Source organism: Parviterribacter kavangonensis, from assembly GCF_056863335.1.
Genome location: NZ_JBXPJA010000001.1, coordinates 2,804,688 through 2,823,535, shown reverse-complemented (window position 1 = coordinate 2,823,535; position 18,848 = coordinate 2,804,688). Strand labels below are relative to the sequence as shown.

General features: G+C 74.8%; 15 protein-coding genes and 2 riboswitches. Of the genes, 2 read left to right on the top strand and 13 right to left on the bottom strand.

The annotated features are described in order from the left end of the window. The first annotated feature begins 36 nt into the window (after positions 1 to 36). Positions 37 to 1,590, top strand: coding sequence for a GMC family oxidoreductase (locus AC1UE4_RS14265; RefSeq protein WP_482918250.1), 1,554 nt, complete (start codon positions 37 to 39; stop codon positions 1,588 to 1,590). An 80-nt stretch (positions 1,591 to 1,670) separates the two neighbouring features. Here the strand turns inward: AC1UE4_RS14265 and AC1UE4_RS14260 are convergent, their stop codons facing one another. From AC1UE4_RS14260 to AC1UE4_RS14250, 3 genes are all read right to left on the bottom strand, one after another. Continuing rightward, positions 1,671 to 2,798, bottom strand: coding sequence for a hypothetical protein (locus tag AC1UE4_RS14260; RefSeq protein ID WP_482917893.1), 1,128 nt, complete (start codon positions 2,796 to 2,798; stop codon positions 1,671 to 1,673). A 73-nt stretch (positions 2,799 to 2,871) separates the two neighbouring features. After that, positions 2,872 to 2,966, bottom strand: a riboswitch (cyclic di-GMP riboswitch). Positions 2,967 to 3,162: 196 nt separating this feature from the next. Then, positions 3,163 to 4,173, bottom strand: coding sequence for a hypothetical protein (locus tag AC1UE4_RS14255; protein WP_482917892.1), 1,011 nt, complete (start codon positions 4,171 to 4,173; stop codon positions 3,163 to 3,165). 73 nt (positions 4,174 to 4,246) lie between these two features. Then, positions 4,247 to 4,342: riboswitch (cyclic di-GMP riboswitch) on the bottom strand. A gap of 94 nt (positions 4,343 to 4,436) precedes the next feature. Further along, entirely contained in the window at positions 4,437 to 4,691 is a 255-nt protein-coding gene (locus AC1UE4_RS14250; protein ID WP_482917891.1) for a hypothetical protein, read from the bottom strand. Positions 4,692 to 4,754: 63 nt separating this feature from the next. On the opposite strand from AC1UE4_RS14250, the gene AC1UE4_RS14245 reads away from it, so the two are divergent. Beyond that, complete coding sequence (locus AC1UE4_RS14245; protein WP_482917890.1) at positions 4,755 to 5,546, top strand: polysaccharide deacetylase family protein; 792 nt, start codon at positions 4,755 to 4,757, stop codon at positions 5,544 to 5,546. On the opposite strand, the gene AC1UE4_RS14240 is transcribed toward AC1UE4_RS14245, so the two are convergent. The 10 genes from AC1UE4_RS14240 to AC1UE4_RS14195 form a co-directional block, all read right to left on the bottom strand. Next, positions 5,536 to 7,428, bottom strand: a complete 1,893-nt coding sequence (locus AC1UE4_RS14240; RefSeq protein WP_482917889.1) for a hypothetical protein — start codon at positions 7,426 to 7,428, stop codon at positions 5,536 to 5,538. The two genes, AC1UE4_RS14245 and AC1UE4_RS14240, sit on opposite strands and share 11 nt — an antisense overlap. Then, positions 7,425 to 7,757, bottom strand: a complete 333-nt coding sequence (locus tag AC1UE4_RS14235) for a hypothetical protein (protein ID WP_482917888.1) — start codon at positions 7,755 to 7,757, stop codon at positions 7,425 to 7,427. Before AC1UE4_RS14235 ends, AC1UE4_RS14240 begins: the two co-directional genes overlap by 4 nt. Beyond that, positions 7,754 to 8,506, bottom strand: coding sequence for a glycoside hydrolase family 16 protein (locus AC1UE4_RS14230; RefSeq protein WP_482917887.1), 753 nt, complete (start codon positions 8,504 to 8,506; stop codon positions 7,754 to 7,756). The genes AC1UE4_RS14235 and AC1UE4_RS14230 overlap by 4 nt, the downstream gene beginning before the upstream one ends. Before the next feature lie 4 nt (positions 8,507 to 8,510). Further along, on the bottom strand, positions 8,511 to 10,850 hold the full coding sequence (locus tag AC1UE4_RS14225) for a hypothetical protein (RefSeq protein WP_482917886.1): 2,340 nt from the start codon (positions 10,848 to 10,850) through the stop codon (positions 8,511 to 8,513). After that, positions 10,837 to 13,632, bottom strand: coding sequence for a hypothetical protein (locus AC1UE4_RS14220; RefSeq protein WP_482917885.1), 2,796 nt, complete (start codon positions 13,630 to 13,632; stop codon positions 10,837 to 10,839). Before AC1UE4_RS14220 ends, AC1UE4_RS14225 begins: the two co-directional genes overlap by 14 nt. After that, positions 13,629 to 14,900, bottom strand: a complete 1,272-nt coding sequence (locus tag AC1UE4_RS14215) for a glycosyltransferase family 2 protein (RefSeq protein ID WP_482917884.1) — start codon at positions 14,898 to 14,900, stop codon at positions 13,629 to 13,631. The genes AC1UE4_RS14220 and AC1UE4_RS14215 overlap by 4 nt, the downstream gene beginning before the upstream one ends. Then, complete coding sequence (locus AC1UE4_RS14210; RefSeq protein ID WP_482917883.1) at positions 14,897 to 15,940, bottom strand: GNAT family N-acetyltransferase; 1,044 nt, start codon at positions 15,938 to 15,940, stop codon at positions 14,897 to 14,899. Before AC1UE4_RS14210 ends, AC1UE4_RS14215 begins: the two co-directional genes overlap by 4 nt. Then, complete coding sequence (locus tag AC1UE4_RS14205; protein ID WP_482917882.1) at positions 15,937 to 16,881, bottom strand: glycosyltransferase family 2 protein; 945 nt, start codon at positions 16,879 to 16,881, stop codon at positions 15,937 to 15,939. Before AC1UE4_RS14205 ends, AC1UE4_RS14210 begins: the two co-directional genes overlap by 4 nt. Before the next feature lie 16 nt (positions 16,882 to 16,897). Then, on the bottom strand, positions 16,898 to 17,716 hold the full coding sequence (locus AC1UE4_RS14200) for a glycosyltransferase family 2 protein (protein WP_482917881.1): 819 nt from the start codon (positions 17,714 to 17,716) through the stop codon (positions 16,898 to 16,900). Positions 17,717 to 17,926: 210 nt separating this feature from the next. After that, positions 17,927 to 18,826, bottom strand: coding sequence for a LuxR C-terminal-related transcriptional regulator (locus AC1UE4_RS14195; RefSeq protein ID WP_482917880.1), 900 nt, complete (start codon positions 18,824 to 18,826; stop codon positions 17,927 to 17,929). Positions 18,827 to 18,848 lie beyond the last annotated feature (22 nt).

Genomic DNA, 18,848 nt, shown 5'->3' with positions numbered 1-18,848 from the left:
TGGTGGGAGCCGGCTCGGCCGGCTGCGTCATCGCCAATCGCCTCACCGCGGACGGCGCCCGCGTGCTGCTGCTGGAGTCCGGCGGCACCGACCGCCGCATCGGCGCGCGCCCCGGCCGCCTTCCCGACGCTGTTCCAGGGCCCCGCCGACTGGAACTACCTCTCCGAGCCCGAGCCCGGCCTCTACGGCCGCCGCTGGTACCTGCCGCGCGGGCGCATGCTCGGCGGGTCGTCGTCGATGAACGCGATGCTCTACGTGCGCGGGCACCGGTCGGACTTCGACCGCTGGGCCGAGGAGGGCGCGGCCGGGTGGAGCTACGACGAGGTGCTCCCGTACTTCAAGCGGTCCGAGGACAACGCCGAGATCCGCGACGAGTACCACGGCGTCGGGGGCGAGCTGCACATCACGCGCGACCGCTGGCTCTCGAAGACGTGGGAGCCGTTCACGGAGGCGGCCGTCGCCGCCGGCATCGAGCGCACCCCCGACTGCAACGGCGCGCAGATGGAGGGCGTGACGCTGCTGCAGACGACGACGAAGAAGGGCCGGCGGCTGAGCGCGTCGCTCGCGTTCCTCAAGCCGGCGAAGGGCCGCGACGGCCTCGACGTCGTCACCGGCGCGCACGTGCGGCGGATCGTGCTGGAGGGCGGGCGCGCGGTCGGCGTCGAGTACGAGCAGGGCGGATCGGTGAAGACCGCGCGCGCCGAGCGCGAGGTCATCGTCACGGCCGGCGCGTACGGGTCGCCGCAGCTGCTCATGCTGTCGGGCATCGGCGCCCCCGACCAGCTGCGCGAGCACGGCATCGCCGTCGCGGTCGACAGCGCGCAGGTCGGGCGCAACCTCATGGAGCACCCGATGTGCTTCCTCAACTGGCGCACGACGGCGGACACGCTCGACGACGCCGCCGACATCAAGTACCTGGCGCCGTGGGCGGCGCGCGGGAAGGGCAAGCTCTCGTCGACGGTCGCCGAGGCCGCCGTCCACTGGAAGTCGGATCCGTCGCTGCCCGCGCCGGACTTCCAGTTCCTCCAGGCGCCCGTCTACTTCTGGGAGCACGGGTTCCGCAAGACCGGTGCGCCGGCGTTCACCATCGGCGCGGCCCTCATCGGGCCGACGAGCCGCGGGTCCGTGACGCTGCGGTCGGCCGATCCGGCGGACCATCCGCGGATCCTCAACAACGCGCTGTCGCAGCAGAGCGAGGTCGACGCCATGCTCAAGGCGATCGAGCTGGCGCGGGACATCGCGTCGCGATCGCCGCTCGCCGGGATCTTGGGCGAGGAGCTCAACCCGGGCGCTTCGATCGGCTCGCGGGAGCAGCTCGAGCACTGGCTGCGCGCGACGTGCGAGCACGAGTACCACCCGACGTCGACGTGCCGGATCGGCTCGCCGGAGGACGGCGTGGTCGACACCGAGCTGCGCGTCCACGGCGTCGAGGGCCTGCGGGTCGCCGACGCGTCGGTCATGCCGCGCGTCGTGTCCGCGAACACGCATGCGGCGACGCTGATGATCGCCGAGCGGTGCGCCGACTTCGTGCTGGGCCGCGCGGCGGCGCCCGCGGCGAGCGCGGGCGTCGAGGTCGGCGCGGCCTCCTGAACGGCGCGGGGGCCGCCGGCACACTTGCGTGCCGGCGGCCCCGGGTTCCTTCGCGCCTTGCCCGGAGGGGCGAGCTGGGGCTAGTGCTTCTTGGCCGTCTTCTTCTTGACGACCTTGCGGACGGGCGTCTTGACCGTCGCGCAGGCCTTGAAGCGGCGGGTGCCCATGCGGAGCTTCCCGTGGCGGGTCACGACGAAGGTGCGGACCGTGTAGGTGCCGGCCTTCTTGCCGCGGAGGTCGACGACCGCGGTGACGCGCTTGCCGTGGCGGCGGATCTTCACGAACTTGCCGTTCACGAGGACGCGGGCGGCCTTGACGCTGTACGGGGTCAGGCGGATGGTGATCTTGCGCTTGCTGGTGCAGACGCGCTTGCTCGTCATCACCGTCGTGACCGACGTCGACGGGGCGAAGCTCGGCGTGGCGCTCAGGCCGTCCTTGCCGTCGGCGCCGGCCTTGCCGTCGGTGCCCGAGGTCGGCTTGTGGCCGCCGCCGTTGCCGTGGCCATGGCCGTTGCCGTTGCCGTTCCCGTTCCCGTTCCCGTTGCCGTTCGGCGTGTCCGGGTGGTCGGGATGGTCCGGATGGTCCGGATGGTCCGGGTGGTCGGGGTGGTCCGGGTGCTCGGGCTTGCCGTGCTCCTCGCCGGACTTGCCGTGGTCCTCGTCGCTCTTGCCGGGCGACTCGGGCTTGCCGTGCTCGTCGCCGGCCTGACCGTGGTCCTCACCGGACTGACCGGGGTTCTCCGGCTTGCCGTGGTCCTCACCGGCCTGGCCGTGGTCGTCGCCGGCCTGGCCCTCGTTGCCCTGCGGACCCTGCGGGCCGTTCTGGCCCTCGTTGCCGGGGTTGCCGTTGTTGCCCTGCGGGCCCTCGGGACCGTTGGCGGCCGGGTTGCCCTGCTGCGGGTTCCCGTTGTTGCCCTCGGGACCGGCCGGGCCGTTGCCGCCGGGGTTGCCCGGCTGGCCCGGCTGCCCCTGGTCGCCCTGCTGACCCTGCGCGGCGTTGGCGGCGACCTGCGCCTCGTTGCCGTTGGCGCCGTTGTTGCCGAGGCCGTTCGGGCCGGGCTGGCCGCCGCCGAGCCCGTTGGGGCCCTGCTGGCCGTTGCCGATCCCGTTCGGGCCGGCGTTGACGTTCTTGCCCTGCGGCTGGTCGGCCGACGAGATCATCGGGACGACGAGCGCTGAAGTGAGGACGACCGGCGTGAAGACACGCACGGCACGCCCGAGACGACGAGGAGCCGGGGTACCCGACATTGTTCCTCCTTGACGACGTTCTCCGGGTGGCCGAGCCGGTAGCTGAGCCATCTCCCTGACGTTGCTCCGGTCAAGGGGAGACCTCTGGCTTTGCGCCCCCGCCTCACGACGAGGTTGCCTTTGTCGTCTCGAGAGGCTCGCTGGGCATCCTGCCCCGCTCACCTCTGCAGAGGATGGTGAACGTGAGGAGAAGGGCCTGCAATCGAACGTCGGTCCAGATCTGCTGACCAGCGCGCAAGTCCTTCCCTTCTTAACGACGAAGGGGCCGCCGGCAGAACACCGGCGACCCCTCGAGTCCCTTCGCGCTCCCGAAGGAGAGCTGGTGCTACGCGGCGCGACGGAACGGCGTCGGCACGGTGGCGCAGGCCTGGAAGCGGCGCACGCCGTTGCGGACCTTGCCCGTCTTCGTGATGACGTACGTGCGCACGGTGTACGTGCCGGCGGTCTTGCCACGGAGGTCGATGACGGCCGTGACGCGCTTGCCCTGACGGCGGACCTCGACGCGCTTGCCGTTGACGTACACGCGCGCGAACTTCACCGAGTACGGCGTGAGGCGGATCGTGATGACGCGGCGGCTCACGCTGACGCGCTTGCTCGGGATCGTCATCGCGACCGGGCCCTGCGCGGGCGCCGGCAGGTCGACGCGCACGTCGTTGGCCGGCGCGGAGTTGTCGCCCGAGGACGCGGTGGTCGACTTCTGCTCGGCCGGCTTGTCCTCCGACGGCTTGTCGCCGGAGTCGTCGCCGCCGCTCTCCATCTCGCCGCCGCCGACGACGACGTCGTTGCCGCCCTGGTCGTCGCCGTTGCCGGGGATCTGGTCGTCGTCGTCCTGCTGGTCGTCGTCGCCGGCGTTGCCGTGCTCCTCGCCGTCCTGGCCGTGCTCGGCGTCCTGGCCCTGGCCGTGGTCCTCGCCGGCCTGCCCGTGGTCGTCGCCGTCCTGGCCGTGCTCGGCGTCCTGGCCGTTGTCCGACTGGTCCTCGCCGGACTCGTCGTCGCCCTGCTCGTCGCCGGACTCGTCCTCGCCCTGCTCGTTGCCGGATTGGTCGTTGCCGTGGTCCTCGCCCGACTGCCCGTGGTCCTCGCCCGACTGCCCGTGGTCCTCGCCGGCCTGGCCGTGGTCCTCGCCGTCCTGGCCGTGCTCGGCGTCCTGGCCCTGACCGTGGTCCTCGGCCGCCTGGCCGTGGTCCTCGCCGGCCTGGCTCTGGTCGCCGGTGGGCTGCTGCTGCTCTTCGGCCTTCTTCTCCTGGCCGGGGGCATCGTTCGCCTTGTCGGCGGGCACTGCGGCGGCGGTCGCGGGGACCGCAAGACTGAGGACGACCGGCGTGAAGACACGCACGGCACGCCCGAGACGACGAGGAGCCGGGATACCCGACATGCATCCTCCTTGACGACGTTCTCCGGGTGGCCGAGCCGGGAGCTGAGCCATCTCCCCGACGTCCTTCTCCGGTCAGGGGAGACCTCTGGCTTTGCGTGCACGCCTCGCGACGCGCTTGCCTTTGTCGTCTCGTGAGGTCTGCGTTCAATCCTGAACGCTCGCCTCGCGATGGGAAGAGTGGGGCATGGGGCCCGGTCCTTCAATCGAACACATGGCCAGGACCCCTATCGGAACGTCAGGTGCCCCGGGTTCACGCACCACGCGTGCCCGCAGGTGCGGACCGGCTCGCCCTCTGGCAGCGACCCGCGGACGAGCTGGTGCGCGACGAGCCCGGCCGCTTGGCCGTCGTACACGGGGCTCCCGTTGGCGTCCCGGGCGCCGAGCCACGGCCAGCACTCGTCGCGTCCGCGGACGTCGACGTCCGCCCAGAAGCGGCGGCGCCGCTCGAACCGTCGCATGAGCCGCAGGACGCCCGACATCGGAGGGCGCAGCGTAGACTCGCGCCGCCCGTGGCGCTCGTCCCGATCCTGCTTTACCACGCAGTGTCAACCGACACTGCTCCTCTCGGCCGCGACTACGCGGTGAACGAGCGGACGTTCGCGGCGCACATGGACCTCGTCGCCGATAGCGGGCTGACGCCGCTCACGGTCAGCCAGCTCATCGAGGCGCAGCGCCGGCGCGACGACGAGCTGCTCGACAGCGCGGTGCTGATCACGTTCGACGACGGGTTCGCCGACGTCCTCTCCGTCGCCGCGCCGGTCCTCCTCGACCGCGAGCTCACGGCCACGCTCTTCATCGCGACGGGCCTCCTGCGCGGCGGCGTCCGGCCGTCCGTCGCGCCCGAGCTCGCGCCGTGGATGCTCGACTGGAAGCAGGTGCGCGAGCTGCCGGAGAGCGGCATCGAGGTCGGCGCGCACAGCCACACGCATCCGCACATGGACACGCTGAGCACGAAGCAGCTGCGGTCCGAGATCGGGCGCAGCAAGGCGCTGCTCGAGGACGCGCTCGAGGCGCCGATCACCACGTTCGCCTACCCGCACGGGTACTCGAGCGGCCGCGTGAAGCGCGAGCTGCGCGACGCCGGCTTCCGGGGCGCGTGCGGCGTCAAGGACGCGTTCAGCGCGACCGACGACGACCCGTTCGCGCTCGCCCGGCTCATGCTGCGCGCGACGACGCCCGCGAGCGACGTGGCCAAGTGGCTCGAGCGCCGGGGCGCTCCGGCACCCCCGCGGCGCGAGCACCTGCGCACGACGGGCTGGCGGGCCTACCGGCGGGCGAAGGCGCTGCTGACGCGCACGCCGGGCGCCGACGACGGCTGGCAGTTCAGCGCGTGAAGGACCGCTCGACGAGCGCGTCCATCGTGCGCTCGTCGACCGGGATCGCCGGGCGCCGGAGCCGGTAGACGGCGGCGTCGCCGCTGCGGTGCACCAGCTGCAGCTGCGGCGTCGAGCCGAGCACGTCGCGCAGCGCGGCGATCCCGCGCTCGCCGGCGATCGCGTGGTAGCGCAGGTAGCGCTCCTGGCTCGGGGTCCAGACCAGGAAGCGCGGCCGCTCCTGCTCGCCCGCGGTCATCTGCGCGACGAGCCGGTCGCGGATGCGGCGCTCGTCGCCCGACGCCAGCGCGGCGCGGAACGACGCCGATTGCGCGAGCTCGTCCGGCATCTCGAGGTGGCGCGAGTACGAGGCGACCGGCCGCTCGGGGATCGAGTACGCGACGAGCGCCATCCGCGCGTCGCCGGGCGTCGTGTCGTAGTACCAGGCGACCGCGTCGACGTCCGCGCGCGTCATGTAGTTCGTCGTCTCCTGGCCGAAGTAGCCGAAGAGCGCGCCGACCCCGATCGCCGCCGTCGCCGCGACCGGGCGCCACGTGCGGGCGAGCGCCGACTGCGCGCCGTCCCGCGGGAGCAGCGCCGTCGCGGCGAAGAACGCGAGCCACGGCAACGCGAAGAGGTAGATCCGCAGCGGGCCCTCGCCGCCGTAGGACTGCAGTCCGACGAGCAGCACCGGCGCGGCGGCGAGCGTGACGGGCACGGCGTCCCAGCGCCCCTGCCGGACGCGGCGGACGAAGCCGGCGACCGCGAGCAGGCCGAGCAGCAGCATCGCCGAGCGCGAGAGCGTGACGCCGAGGTCGACGCCCGGCGCGCCCGGCCCGAGCGACTCGGCGGTCTGGCGCGCGGTGAGCGACGGGTCGATCTCGAAGAGCCCGAAGTGGCTGCTGACGAAGTCGTAGCCGAGCCAGACCCACCACAGCTCGGTGACGCACATCGCGGCGACGACCCAGATCGGCGGGCGGCGCACGACGACGGCGAGCGAGCCGACGGCGAGCAGCAGCATCACGGGGGAGAGCTGGTGGCTGACGACGACGGCGAGCCAGCAGACCGTCCCGACGACGAGCGCGACGCGGCCGCTCACGGGCACCGGCTCGTGGCGCTGCAGCTGCGGCGGCCGGCCGCGCAGCACGAACCGCGCGAGGCGCGTCGACCAGCGGATGAGCGACCAGCCGAGCCGCGAGCGCGGCGGTCGCGACCATGGCGCCGTGCGGACGATCAGCCCGATCACCACGAGCCCGGCGGCGAACCCGAGCGCCTGCGGCGCGAAGTAGTCCTGGCCGATCCAGTTGGCGACGACGAAGACCCACACCGTCAGCCAGCGCAGGCGGACGTCGGTGGTCAGCCCGCGGACGGCGAAGAGCAGTGCGGCGATGTTGACGAGCTCGAAGAACACCTGCGACCACGCGGCGTAGTCGAGCGGCGCGATCCCGGCGGTCTCGCTGAGCCACGCGTTCAGCGCGAAGAAGCCCGGCCAGTTCTGGTAGATGTCGATCGACCGGTCGACGCTGCCGTGCTGCGCGATGTAGTCGACGACGCCCACGTGCTTGTACGTCCACGCGTACCGCGCCTCGGGGTAGAGGACCGCGGTCGTCCCGTGGAGGACGACGATGAGCGCGAGCGCGTAGAGCGCGAGGTACGGCCCGCGCGCCTCGCGCTGCGAGACCGCGATCGCGAAGCCGGCGGTGAGGATCGCGAGCGCGACGTAGTACGTGACGGGCAGCGCGGCGAGCAGCCCGTAGCCGTTCATCTTCGAGACGTCGGCGTCCTGCATCGCCACGCCCCACGCGCAGAGCGCCGCGCCGGCGAGCGACCCGTGCAGCACGGCCTCCCGTGGCACCCGCCGCGCCGCGGCCCCGATGGGCGTGCCGTGCGGCACGGCGGTCACCGGACCCTCTCCTCGCGGCTCAGCTGCAGGCAGATCGTCACGAGGCACGCGGCGGCGAGCACGCACGTCGCCGCGCGCGGGTCCCACACGCCGGCCCAGAGCATGGCCTGCGCGAGCACGATCGAGACGGCGATGCTGGGGACGACGACCAGCGCGGGCTCGGGCGCCGTCAGCCGCGGCGCCAGCCACGGCAGCGCGGCGACGCCCGGCGCCATCACGAAGAGCAGGAACGTCGCCAGGACGCGCACCGGCGACTGGCCGCCCGTGAGCATCAGCAGCGGCGCGGCGATGCAGGCCGCGGCGGCGACGATGCGCAGCGTTCGCCTCATCGCCGCGCCCGCTTCGGCTTGTACGCCCACGCGCGCACCGTGTCGACCTCGAGCGTCACGCGGTCGGGCGTCGTCTCGTCCGGGCACGGCGCGTACTCGTCGCCGCACGTGCCGGCCTGCGCCTGCATCGCGAGCTCCATCCGCTCGTCCGGCACGTGCTTGCTGCGCACCGTGCCCCACGTGCGGCCGTCGATCGTGTAGACGAGCTTGCCCGGCGTCCAGCGCACGCCCATCGTGTGCCAGCGCGTGAAGTCGGCCTCGACCTCGCGCTGGATCTGCTTGTTGTCGGCGTCGTAGTGCAGCGTCGCCGACATGCGCGTGCGCTTCGTGGACGCCCCGCCGTTCTCCGCGAAGTCGATCTCGGGCGGCCAGTGGTCGGCGACCGGCCACAGCAGCAGGATCCCGGCGACGCCGCGGCCGGCGTTCATCCGGAAGCGCACCTCGTAGCGGCCGTAGCGCTGCTTGAGCACCTGCGAGTTCGACACGCCGCCCGACACCCAGCGGTTGCCGTAGCGCGGGTCGCGGTACGTCTCGAGCCGCAGCGTGCCGTTGCGCACGACGACGTGCGACGGCTCCCACCAGCCGCCGGGGTCGCCGCCGGGCTGGCCCTCGTAGCGGCCCCAGACGTCGTCGTCGAGCGGGCGGTCGAAGTGCTCGACGAAGCTGAGCTTCCACGGCGAGGCCTTGGCGGGCTCGGCCGTGGCGGCGCTGAGGCCCGCGGCGAGGACGGTGGCGGCGACGGTCAGCACCGGGTCAGCGCTCCGCCGCCAGCAGGACGGGGTCGACGTTGCGCCGCAGCCAGCGGCGGGGCGAGTGGAAGCTGCTCTGCTCCAGCCGCGCGACGGCGTGCTGCAGCCAGGCCAGCACGAGCAGCGAGCGGACCTCGAGCCCGCCCGTCGCCGGGTCGGCGTACGGGGCGAGCAGCTCCTCCTCCCACGCCTCCAGCGTGCCGGCCGCGAGCCGGTTGCGCACCACGTCGCCGAACGACCGCGCGTCGCGGTGGCTGCGGGCGGCCACGATGAGATGGGCGATGTCGGCGCCGGGCACGTCCTCCGCCCGCGACGCCTCCCAGTCCACGACGCCCGTCAGCCGCGAGGCGCGCTCGTCGAGCAGGACGTTGCCGAGCCACAGGTCGCCGTGCACGCGGCCGAGGCGGACGACGCGCCCGGCGATGGAGGCGGAGAGGTCCTCGCGCAGGCGGTCGAGCGCAGGACCGGCGCCGCGCCCGTACGCCGTCGCCAGCGTCGCGAACGGCCGGGCGACGAGCGTGTCGAGCAGCCGCGCGTCGACGACGCGGTCGAGCGCCGTCGCCGCGTAGAGCGGGGCCATGCCGCGGGCGGCCGCGGTCACCGCGTCGCGCAGCGCGTCCGGCCCGGCGGCGGCGAGGTGGCGGCCGTCGACGCCCTGGAGCGCCTGCTCGACGACGTAGGGCCGGCCGTCGACGGTGCCGCGATCGAGCTCCTCCGGAAGGAGCGTGCGCCAGTCGCCGAGGCCCTCGAGCGCGCGGACGGCGGCGATCGCGTCGGTCTGCGCCGCGAGCGCGACCGCTCCGGCGGGGGTCCACGCCAGCTTGACGACCGCGCGGGTGCGCCCCTCGGCGCGCGCGAACACGACGACCGTGTCGGAGTCCGTCGGCGCGGCGTAGGTGCTGAACCCGGCCGGGAGGACGTCGGGGCGGGTGCGGGCGAGCTCGGCGAGCGGCTCGGCCGCGGCGGCGGCGCCGCGCGCACGGCGCATCCACGCGCCGCTCAGGCCCTCGGCCGCTCGGGCGCGCAGCTTGGCGCTGCGGACGCGGCCCGCGTGGGTGCGCGTCCGCCCGTGCACGACGAGGCCGAGCGCGACGACCGTCTGGCTGGTGAGCCACGCGATCCCGGCGCCGGTGACGTCCCACATGTGGATGAGCGGGACGACGAGCCCGAGCGCGATGATCGCCTGCGTCCACAGCGCCGTCACCGCGACAGCCATGCGCTGCTCGATCCGCGCGACGTTCATCGCCAGCGCGAGCAGGAGGTTCGGCAGCGCGCCGAGCAGCAGCAGCCGCATCAGCGTCACGCCGTGGTCCGCGTACTCGTCGCCGAAGAGCATCAGGATCTGCGGCGCGAAGACGCCGAGCACGACGATCGACGGCAGCAGCACCCACAGCGCCTGCCTGGTCGCGCGGCGGACGAGCACCGGCAGCTGGGCGCGGTTGGAGGCGCCGTGCAGCAGGAGCGACGCGCCGACGTTCGCCGCGACGGCGTAGAGCGGGAACGCGACAGCCCACGGCAGCGCGAAGTGCGCGTTCGTCGTCGCGCCGGCGGTGGCGGTGACGACCACCGGCATGAGGTTCACCGACGCGAGCCAGCCGAGGGCGCCGGCGTAGTCCGCCGCGAAGAAGCGGACCATCGCCGGATCGCGCGGGTTGAGCGCCGGCTCGGTCGCGGCGCGCGGGCGGCGCTGCTTGGCGACGCGCGTGAAGATCGCGATGTTCACCCCGATGACGGCGACGAGCACGCCGACCGTCCACGAGACGAAGATGCCGTACATCGGCATCGCGCCGGCGAGGACGGCGAGGAGGACGAGCTTCAGCACCGAGAAGACGGCGTTCTCGGCCGGCACCCACACGGCGCGCCCGAACGCGGTCAGCACGCCGTCCTGTATGACGAAGACGACCCAGACGATCGTCGCCAGCACGAACCACCCGGTGAGGGCCGGCGTCGAGTTCAGGAACGCGAGCTTCGGCGCCCAGGCGTCGATGCCGAGCAGGAAGACCGACGCGGCGATGAGCGCGATGGTGCCCGTGAGCAGGTAGCACCAGCGCACGATCCGGGCCGCGCGCTCGCCGGCGTCCGGGAGGAACCGGATGAGGACGTTCGGGAGGTCCAGGCAGGCGAGGCCGGCGAGGAACATCATGCTCGAGATCAGCGCCGAGTTCACGCCGACCGCGTGGGCGTCGTAGGCCTTCGCGGCGACGATCCAGTAGATGAGCCCGAGCGCGGCGGTGAACGCCGAGTTGAAGACGAGCGCGTAGGCGTCGCGGTGCAGCGGCGTCCGCAGGTGCGCGGCCAGCCGGCGCGCCTGCTGCGGCGCGCGCAGGACGTCAGCGGCGGCCATGCAGCCGCTCCTTCACGACGAGCTTCAGCGCGCTCCCGGCCATCCCGCCCGGGCCCGCCTCGCGGGCTCCGAGCACCTCCATGAGAAGCGCGTCGCCGGCGCCGAGCGTCGGCGCCGCGCAGCGCGGGCAGCCGCCCGGCTTGTGGCCGATGAGCTCGCCGACGGCCTCGGCCAGGCCGGCCTGGTGCGGCCGCTTCGCGACGCGCGCACCGGGGACGAGCTTCGCGACCTTCGCGGCGTGATGCGGCACGGCGGCGCGGTCGGCCAAGCGAAGCATGCACGCGTCCTCGGTCGAGTCGCCGCACGCGAAGGCGAGCCGTGAAGCCGCACGCACGGTGCCTGACCCCGTCGTTGCGTCGAGCATGGCGATGAGGGCGGAGAGCCCGGAGGCCTTGTCGATGCCGGCGGGGACGAGGTCGGTCTGGTCGTCGCCGAGGACCGGGCGCAGTGGGCGGTCGAGCGCGGCGCGCAGAGCGGCCGCGAGGTCGTCGGCGTCGAGCCCGCGGCGGTTCCCGCGGGCGTCGCGGCGCCACGCGCGGATGGTGTGCTCGTGGCTCGCGCCGACCTCCACGCCGGGGCGCGCGGCGAGCACCGTCCGGACGCGCTCGACGGCCGCGGCGCTGGCCTCGTCGACGAGCGAGATCGCACGGCCGTCGATCCACAGGGCGGCGCCGTACTCGGCGACGCCGGCGGCGAGACCGTAGGCCGCGCACCGCTCGGCGACCTCGCCGATCGCACGGCCCGTCGCGATGACCGGCCGGTACCCGTGCGCGAAGAGCGCGCGCAGTGCAAGCGCCGACGCCGGCGTCAGCGAAGGCCACCCGAGCGCGCTGTCCTCGAGGACCCCGTCGACGTCGAGCGCGCAGAGGGGACCGGCGGCGTCTCCGCGTCGCGTCACGTCGTCGAGGAGGAGCGCGGCGACGCTGCGCTGGACGGCGCGGGCGGAGCGGCGGCGGGTCTCCTCGCTCGTCAGCGCGCCGTCGCGGCGGGCGGCCCAGAGGGCGACGAGGGCGTTCGCGAGCCAGCGGTGCTCGGGGACGTCGCCGGCGGCGGCCCGGAGCGGCGCGGGGTCGAGGCCGAGGAGGACCGCGGCGGCGGCCGCATCGTACGCCGGGTCGCAGGAGGCGAGGTTGCGGTTCGAGAACGCGCGCTCGTCGGCGGCGGCCTTCACGACGCCGCCGGCGGCGCGGCCCCACGCGCCGGGGCCCATGTGGCCGTCGACGACCGAGGGCTCGTCGGCCTGCAGGAGGCGGCGCAGCGCGCGGTCGAGGGCGAGCACACGGACCGGCCGCCACGCGCGGCCGTAGCTGCGCGAGAGGACCGTCGACGCGACCTCCCACACCGGGTCCTCGCCGCGCAGCGCGCCGGTGCGGTCGACCGGGATCGCGAGCGCCCGCCGCCGCGCGGCGACGTAGGCGGCGACGTCGTCCGCGCTCAGCTCGGGCGGGTCGAGCAGCGTTCCCTCGGCGGGGACGTCGCTCAGCACGACGCCGTCGACGACGCCATGCACCGCGGGGACATGCCGTCCGAGCGCGCCCGCGACCGCGAGCGCGTGATCGCCGTAGAAGCCGAGCCCGGCGCCGCGCGCGAGCACCTCGACCGGGCGGTCGCCGGCGAGCTCGACGCGGTAGCGCCCGTGGCAGTGGCCGCGGTCCGGCGTGTCGTGCAGCCGCAGCGTCGTCACGCCCGCGATCTGCCGGTGCGGCCACAGGTACGTGAGCGTCTCGCGGACCGCCTCGGGCGCGAGACGGTCGTGGATCGACCACGACCGCCACGGGAGCGTCACGGCGGGAACGCCGGTCAGCGCGGGCGGGAGGTCGTCGCCGAACAGCGCGAGCAGCAGCACGACCGCATCCGGTCGCGGCGCCCACCGCCCGATCGCCCGCACGACCCGCGCGAGGGAGGCGCCGCTGGCGGGCGGGTCGTCGGTCACGAGCACGCGGCCGCCAGAGGCGAGCGCGCCCTTCAGCACCGCCCGCTTCGCCGGCGACAGCGCCACGGAGGGCCGCACCGTGATCGCGGTGGCGGCGTCGCCGCGATGGCGAAGCTCCGCGGCGATCAGCGGCGCGAGCGTGCTCCCCGACGTCCGCAGCCCGACCACGACGGTCGGCCGGTCCGACCGCGGAAGCCGCGCGACGAGCCGGCGGAGGTCGTCCGGGTGCTGGTCGAACCCCTGGAACGACGAGGGGAGCCGCGGCGTCGCCTCGGCCGCAAGAGCGGAGAGGACCGCGCGAAGATCGGCGCCGAAGGCCAACTCGTCGTGCCCGGAGAAGACCGTGTCGGCCTCGGCGGTGGAGAGGACCGTGTCGGCGTCGCCGGAGACGGCGGCCTGGCCTCCACCGGCGCGGAGGGTGGAGGCGCGGGCGAGCGTCTCGGCGCCGGTGCGCATCACGCCGTCGGCGAGGGCGTCGACGAGGTCGGCGAGGACGGCGTCGGCGCGGTGGACGGCGGCGTCGCGGCGGGTGCGGGCGAGGCGGCGGGCGACGGCCGATGCCTCGCCGCCGATGCCTGCGGCGCGCGCGACGGCGCGGCGGGCGGTGCTGGCGCCGCCGGAGCCTTCGGCGCTCGTGCGGACCTCGGCGAACGGGAGCCACTCGCGCTCGAGCTCGTCCTCGGCGACCTGGCGCAGCGCGGCCGCGAGGAGGAACGCGTTGAGGACGTCGCCGGCGGCGAGCCGGTCCTCGAGGTGCGCGGAGGCCTCGGCGACGGAGAGGCGCAGGTCGACGAGCGGAAGGGAGAAGCCCTCCTCCGGGAGGACGCGCGGATCGAGCGTCGCGGTCATGCGGCCACCTGCGCTGCGGCGGTCCGGCGCGCCCAGCGGCTGCGGGCGTACGCGTACGGGCCGAAGACCATGCCGCGCCGCTCGAGCTTGCCGAGTTCGGCCGGGTAGTCCTCCGGCCGCCGCGCGTTCTTCGGCGACCCCGGGCTCAGCGCGTGGCTCAGCGCCCACGGCGCGAGCAGCGACACCTCGAGCACGCGCCGCGGATCGGCGGCCAGCGTGCGGACGATGTACGCGGTCAGCCCGGCGCCGTACGCGAACGCCTGGCGGCGCAGGCTCTCGTAGTCGGGCCGGTGGTGGTGGCGGATGATCGCCGTCGGCTCGTAGACGAGCCGGAAGCCCGCCGCGATGACGTCGAAGAACGCGGCGAGGTCGTCGCCGCCGAGCGCGAAGCTGCCGGTGCCCAGCGTCGGGTCGAAGCCGCCCATCGCCCGCAGCGCCTCGGCGCTGAAGGCCATGTTCGCGCCCGATCCGAAGATGCCCGCGGTGTACGGGTGCAGCCGCTGGCCGGGCGGGCGCGTGCGGTCGAAGATCCGCCGCTCGACGCCCTTGCCGAAGCCCCACGAGCCCTCGAGCCAGACCTGCGCCTCGGAGAGCAGCTCCGCCGGCAGGATCTGCCCGGTCACGCAGCCGACGTTCGGCGCGGCCGTGAAGCCGCGTGCCAGGCGAGCGAGCCAGAGCGCGTCGACCTCGACGTCGTCGTCGGTGAAGGCGATCACCGCGCCGCGCGCGTGCGCGACGCCGGTGTTGTGCGCCTGCGCGACGCCCGGCCGGTCCTCGCGGACGTAGCGGACGGCGACCGGGCCGCCGGTGTGCTCCTCGACGACGCGGCGGACGCCGTCCTCGCGCGACGCGTTGTCGACGACGACGACCTCGAACGCCGGGTACTCCGACGCGAGCAGCGAGCGCAGGCACGCGCCGAGCGTCCGCTCGCCGTCGCGCGTCGCGATGACGACCGACGCGAAGGGGGCGCCGGCGAGGAAGCGGTCGAGCGCGGCGCGGCAGCGCGGCGCGCCGCCCGCGGTGGCCTCGCCGCCGTCGCGCGCCAGGTGGGCGTCGATCGCCTCGCGCGCGGCGTCCTGCGCGGCGGCCGCGATCGACGCGCCGTCCGGGACGCCGTCGACGGCGACCTCGACGTGCGCGACGAGCTCGCCGTGCACGCGCACCGCGACCGCGGCGCCGGCGTACGGCCGGCCGTCGGGGGCGCAGGGCGCGACGACCGGCGGCGGGCCGCCGGCCTCGACGTCGCAGACGAGCAGCGGGCCGCTCATGCGTCCTTGAACCTCAGGACGCGCTTGGCGGCGGTGCGCACCCCGCGGTCGATCGCGGTGAGCGGCAGGGCCTCGGCCACGTACTCGGCGTACTGCCGCGGGCGCGCGCCGAGCGCCTCCTTGAACTGCGCGAGCGAACGCGAGTCCCCGCTCTCGCCCATGTGGTACATCCGGCAGCCCGACGCGCAGGCCTCCTCGATCGCCACCCGGTGCAGGAGGTAGTTCGCCCGAGCGGGTCCCGCGAGCGCCTCGTCCATGACGCCGCGCGTGTAGTGCGCGTTCGTTCCCTGCAGGACGAGGATGGCCGCGGCGGGGCGGCCGCCGACGCGCGCGACCCACAGCCGGCTCGCGTCGCCGAGGTCGGTCACCAGCGCGGCGAGCTTGTCGAGCGAGTCGCGCCGCCCCGCGCGCCAGCGGGCGAGCGCGAGCGGCTCGTGCTGCCGGCGCGCCCAGCGCTCGACGGAGCGCATGAAGAGCTCGTGGAAGACGGGGACGAGGCCGCCGCCGCGGTCGAGCTCGACCGTCACGCCGGACCGCTCCGCCCGCCGGACGTGGTTGCGCGCCCGGCTCGAGAAGCCGTGCTTCCACAGCGCCTCGAAGCCGGGCTCGAGGTCGATCGCGTGCGCGCGCCGGGCCAGCGTGACCATGCCCTCGGGGCGCGCCGCGGACCAGAGCTCGTCGTGCAGCGGGTTCGGCCGCACGCGAACGCTCATCGTGCGCGCGCCGCGCAGGTCCTTCAGCACCGCGGCGACCTCCTCGGGCCGCGCGCCGGGGCCGACGAGGCCGCCGAACCCCCAGGCGGGCGGGTACGACGCCTCGGTCCGCAGCGGACCGGGACGGCGCGGGGGGCGGACGAGCGGCAGCACGAGCCGGCGGCCGTCGCCGAAGTCGTAGAGGCGGCTGACGTCGCGCGCGCCGGTGGTTGCGCGCACGCAGTCCATCCACGCGGGGCTCTGCGTGACGAGCGCATCCGGGTCGGCGCGGTGGAGCTCCTCCCACGTCGCACGCGGCGCGGGCGAGATGACCTGCGGCGTGCTCACGTCCGCACCTGCCGGGCCGAGCCGACCACGTAGCCGGCGGTGGTGACGGCGAGGCCGGCGACGATCGCGGACGCGCGGCCGAGTCCGGCGGCGTCGCCGCGCGCCGCGTCGGCGAGGCCGCGGGCGACGCCGGCGGGCAGCGTGCGCAGCGTGTACGCGCGCTCCGACGACAGGCCGTCGCGCGGGCCGGTGCACGAGGCGACCTGCGCCTTGGAGATGCCCTCGGCGAAGCAGCGCCGGCGGAAGTACCGCCACGTGGTGCGGTCCGCGGGAACCGCGTGGTCGACGCGCGCGCGGGGCTCGTAGAGGAAGACGCCGTCCGGGTCGGCCTGCTGCGCGCGGATGCACAGCTCGGTCTCCTCGCAGCCCAGCGGCAGGCGCCCGATGCGCCCGAGGCCGGACCGGAAGCCGCCGGAGCGCTCGAGGACGTCGCGGCGCAGCGACATGTTCGCGCCGATGAGGTTGCGGACGGGAGCGGCGGCGGTCGGCATGCCCGCGTACGTGCAGCCGACGACCCACTGGAACTCCTGCGGGAACGCGGGCGGGCGGCCGGCGAGCCACTGCGGCTCGATGCTGCCGCCAACGCCGAGGACGCGCGGGTCGCGGTAGCCCTCGGCGAGCAGCGCGAGCCAGTCGGGCGCCGCGACGGCGTCGTCGTCGAGGAACGCCACGACATCGCCGGACGCGGCGCGGACGCCGGCGTTGCGCGCGCCGGACAGGCCGCGCTCAGAGTCGTTGGCGACGGCGACGACCTCGGGCAGCTCGGCGCGCACGCGATCGAGCAGCGCGGCGTTGTGGTCCACGGCGACGACGACCTCGGCCGCGGCGCGCGTCTGGGTCAGCGCCGAGCGGACGGCGCCGACGAGCGCGGGCCAGCGTTCGTCCGCGTAGGCGCAGACGACGACCGAGATGGTGGGAAGGTCGTTCTCCGGCACGACCATCGCTGCCAGCCGGCTCTCAGGATCCGTCGCGGCGCGCGAGCGCCGGGACCCTGCGCGGGAACCGCCGGCCCGGGATGGGCGGCAGCACCGCTGCGAGGTGGGGGTCGTCGACGGCGGGCAGGGGCTCCTCGGCGTGCGGCGCGCCCGGATCCTCGGCGGGGACCGCGGCCGGCCAGGCGGAGACGCGGGCGCGCACCAGCTCGCGCAGCACGCGGCCTCCGTCGCGGAACGTGCGGAGGTTCGACTCGCCCGTCCGGCGCTCGGCCTCGAAGCTCGGCACCTCGGCGATCCGCAGGCCGGCGCGCAGCGCGTGCACGACGATCTGCGTCTCGATCTCGAAGCCGGTCGCGCGCAGGCGCAGCGACGGGATCGCGCTGCGGCGCATGGCCATGAAGCCGTAGCAGAGCTCGGTGAACCGCGACCCGTAGAGAGCGTTCACGAGCCCGAGCAGGCTGAGGTTGCCCATGGCGCGCAGACGGCTGATGTCGCTCGTCCCGCCGTCGCCGAGGAAGCGCGAGCCCTTGACGAGGTCGTAGCCCTCGTCGAGACGCTCGAGGTAGCGCGTGATCTCCGCCGGCTCCATCGAGCCGTCGGCGTCGAGCATCACGACGTACTCGCCGCGTGCGGCGGCGAACCCCGCGCGCAGCGCGGCGCCCTTGCCGGGCGTCATCTCGTGGATGCAGCGCACGTCCGGCCGCGCCCTTCGGGCGGCGCCGAGCGTGTCGTCGGTGGACAGCCCGTCCACGACGATCACCTCGTCCACGACATCCGGCAGGCGTCCGAGGACCCAACCGACGTTCAGTTCTTCGTTGAGCGCCGGTATGACGGCGCTCACTGCTGGCCTGCTCTGCTCCGGGAAAGCGGAACGAAGGCCCGGTGCGTCGTGCACTGAAGCCCCTTCCTTGGTCTGCTGCTGCGTGAATCCGTTCGATTCCGGGCCGGCGGACCCGGTGCGAGGTTGAGCATTGTCCTCGGAACCTGGACCGATGGGCAAGGGTCCTTAAGTCCCAACGGGCGTTCAAGCGCGCCCGCGCCCGACTGCGGTTCAGAGCAGACCGTGGCGCGTTGCCAGCACCGCCGCGTGGGCGCGGTTGCGCGCCCCGAGCTTGGCGGTGATGCGCGTCAGGTGGTTCCTCACCGTGCTCGGGGCGATCACGAGCTCGCCGGCGATGGCGGCGTTGCCGAGGCCGGTCGCCGCGAGCCGCAGGACGTCGCGCTCGCGCGTCGTCAGGGCGGGCGCCGCGGGCAGCCCGTCGCCGTTGGCGTCGCCGTCGTACTCGGACGGCGGCGGATAGGGCGACGTCACGGCCACCGCGAGCGCGGCGCGGTCGGGCACGCCGATCTTGTGCAGGACGCCGGAGACGTGGCGGCGGACCGTGACGGGCGCGACGCCCAGCCGGTCGGCGATCTCCGCCGTGGTCGCACCCTCCAGCAGCCCCTCCAGCACCTCGCGTTCACGGCCCGTGAGGCGCGTCGCCGCGCTGGCGCCGGCCGCGCCCGCGCGCTCGGCCAGACGGCGCGCGGTCGGGGCGGGGAGCACGGCGAAGCCGTCGAGCGCGGCATGGACGGTGGCGGCCAGCCGGTCCGGCCCGGTCTCGGGCGGCAGGACCGTCGTCGCACCCGCCAGCAACAGCGAGCGCGGATCGCCCTCCGCGACGACGACGATGGCCGCCGCGGGCAGGGCGCGCGCGATCCGCCGCACGATCCCGGCGGCCTGCGCGGCGCCGTGGGAGGCGAGGACGACCGCGTCGGGGCGCATCGCGGCGGCGACCTCGATGACGCTGCCGCCGGTCACGCCGTTGGTGGACACGCGCACGTCGAAGCCCGCACCGTCCAACGCTCGTTGAACGGTGCCGTCGCCGCCCTTCGCGGGGGCGAGCAGAAGGCACGGCGCCGGGGCGCCGCCGGAGATACCGGAGCGGTGCTGTGCGGTGGGCGCGGCCATGGGCGCTCACCGGGGTGATCGG

What these genes read in the sequence shown, in the direction of transcription:
- AC1UE4_RS14250 (WP_482917891.1), bottom strand. Translation starts at nt 4,691, where the DNA reads ATGTCGGGCGTCCTGCGGCTCATGCGACGGTTCGAGCGGCGCCGCCGC.
- AC1UE4_RS14235 (WP_482917888.1), bottom strand. Translation starts at nt 7,757, where the DNA reads ATGAGGCGAACGCTGCGCATCGTCGCCGCCGCGGCCTGCATCGCCGCG.
- AC1UE4_RS14225 (WP_482917886.1), bottom strand. Translation starts at nt 10,850, where the DNA reads ATGGCCGCCGCTGACGTCCTGCGCGCGCCGCAGCAGGCGCGCCGGCTG.
- AC1UE4_RS14220 (WP_482917885.1), bottom strand. Translation starts at nt 13,632, where the DNA reads ATGACCGCGACGCTCGATCCGCGCGTCCTCCCGGAGGAGGGCTTCTCC.
- AC1UE4_RS14215 (WP_482917884.1), bottom strand. Translation starts at nt 14,900, where the DNA reads ATGAGCGGCCCGCTGCTCGTCTGCGACGTCGAGGCCGGCGGCCCGCCG.
- AC1UE4_RS14205 (WP_482917882.1), bottom strand. Translation starts at nt 16,881, where the DNA reads ATGGTCGTGCCGGAGAACGACCTTCCCACCATCTCGGTCGTCGTCTGC.
- AC1UE4_RS14195 (WP_482917880.1), bottom strand. Translation starts at nt 18,826, where the DNA reads ATGGCCGCGCCCACCGCACAGCACCGCTCCGGTATCTCCGGCGGCGCC.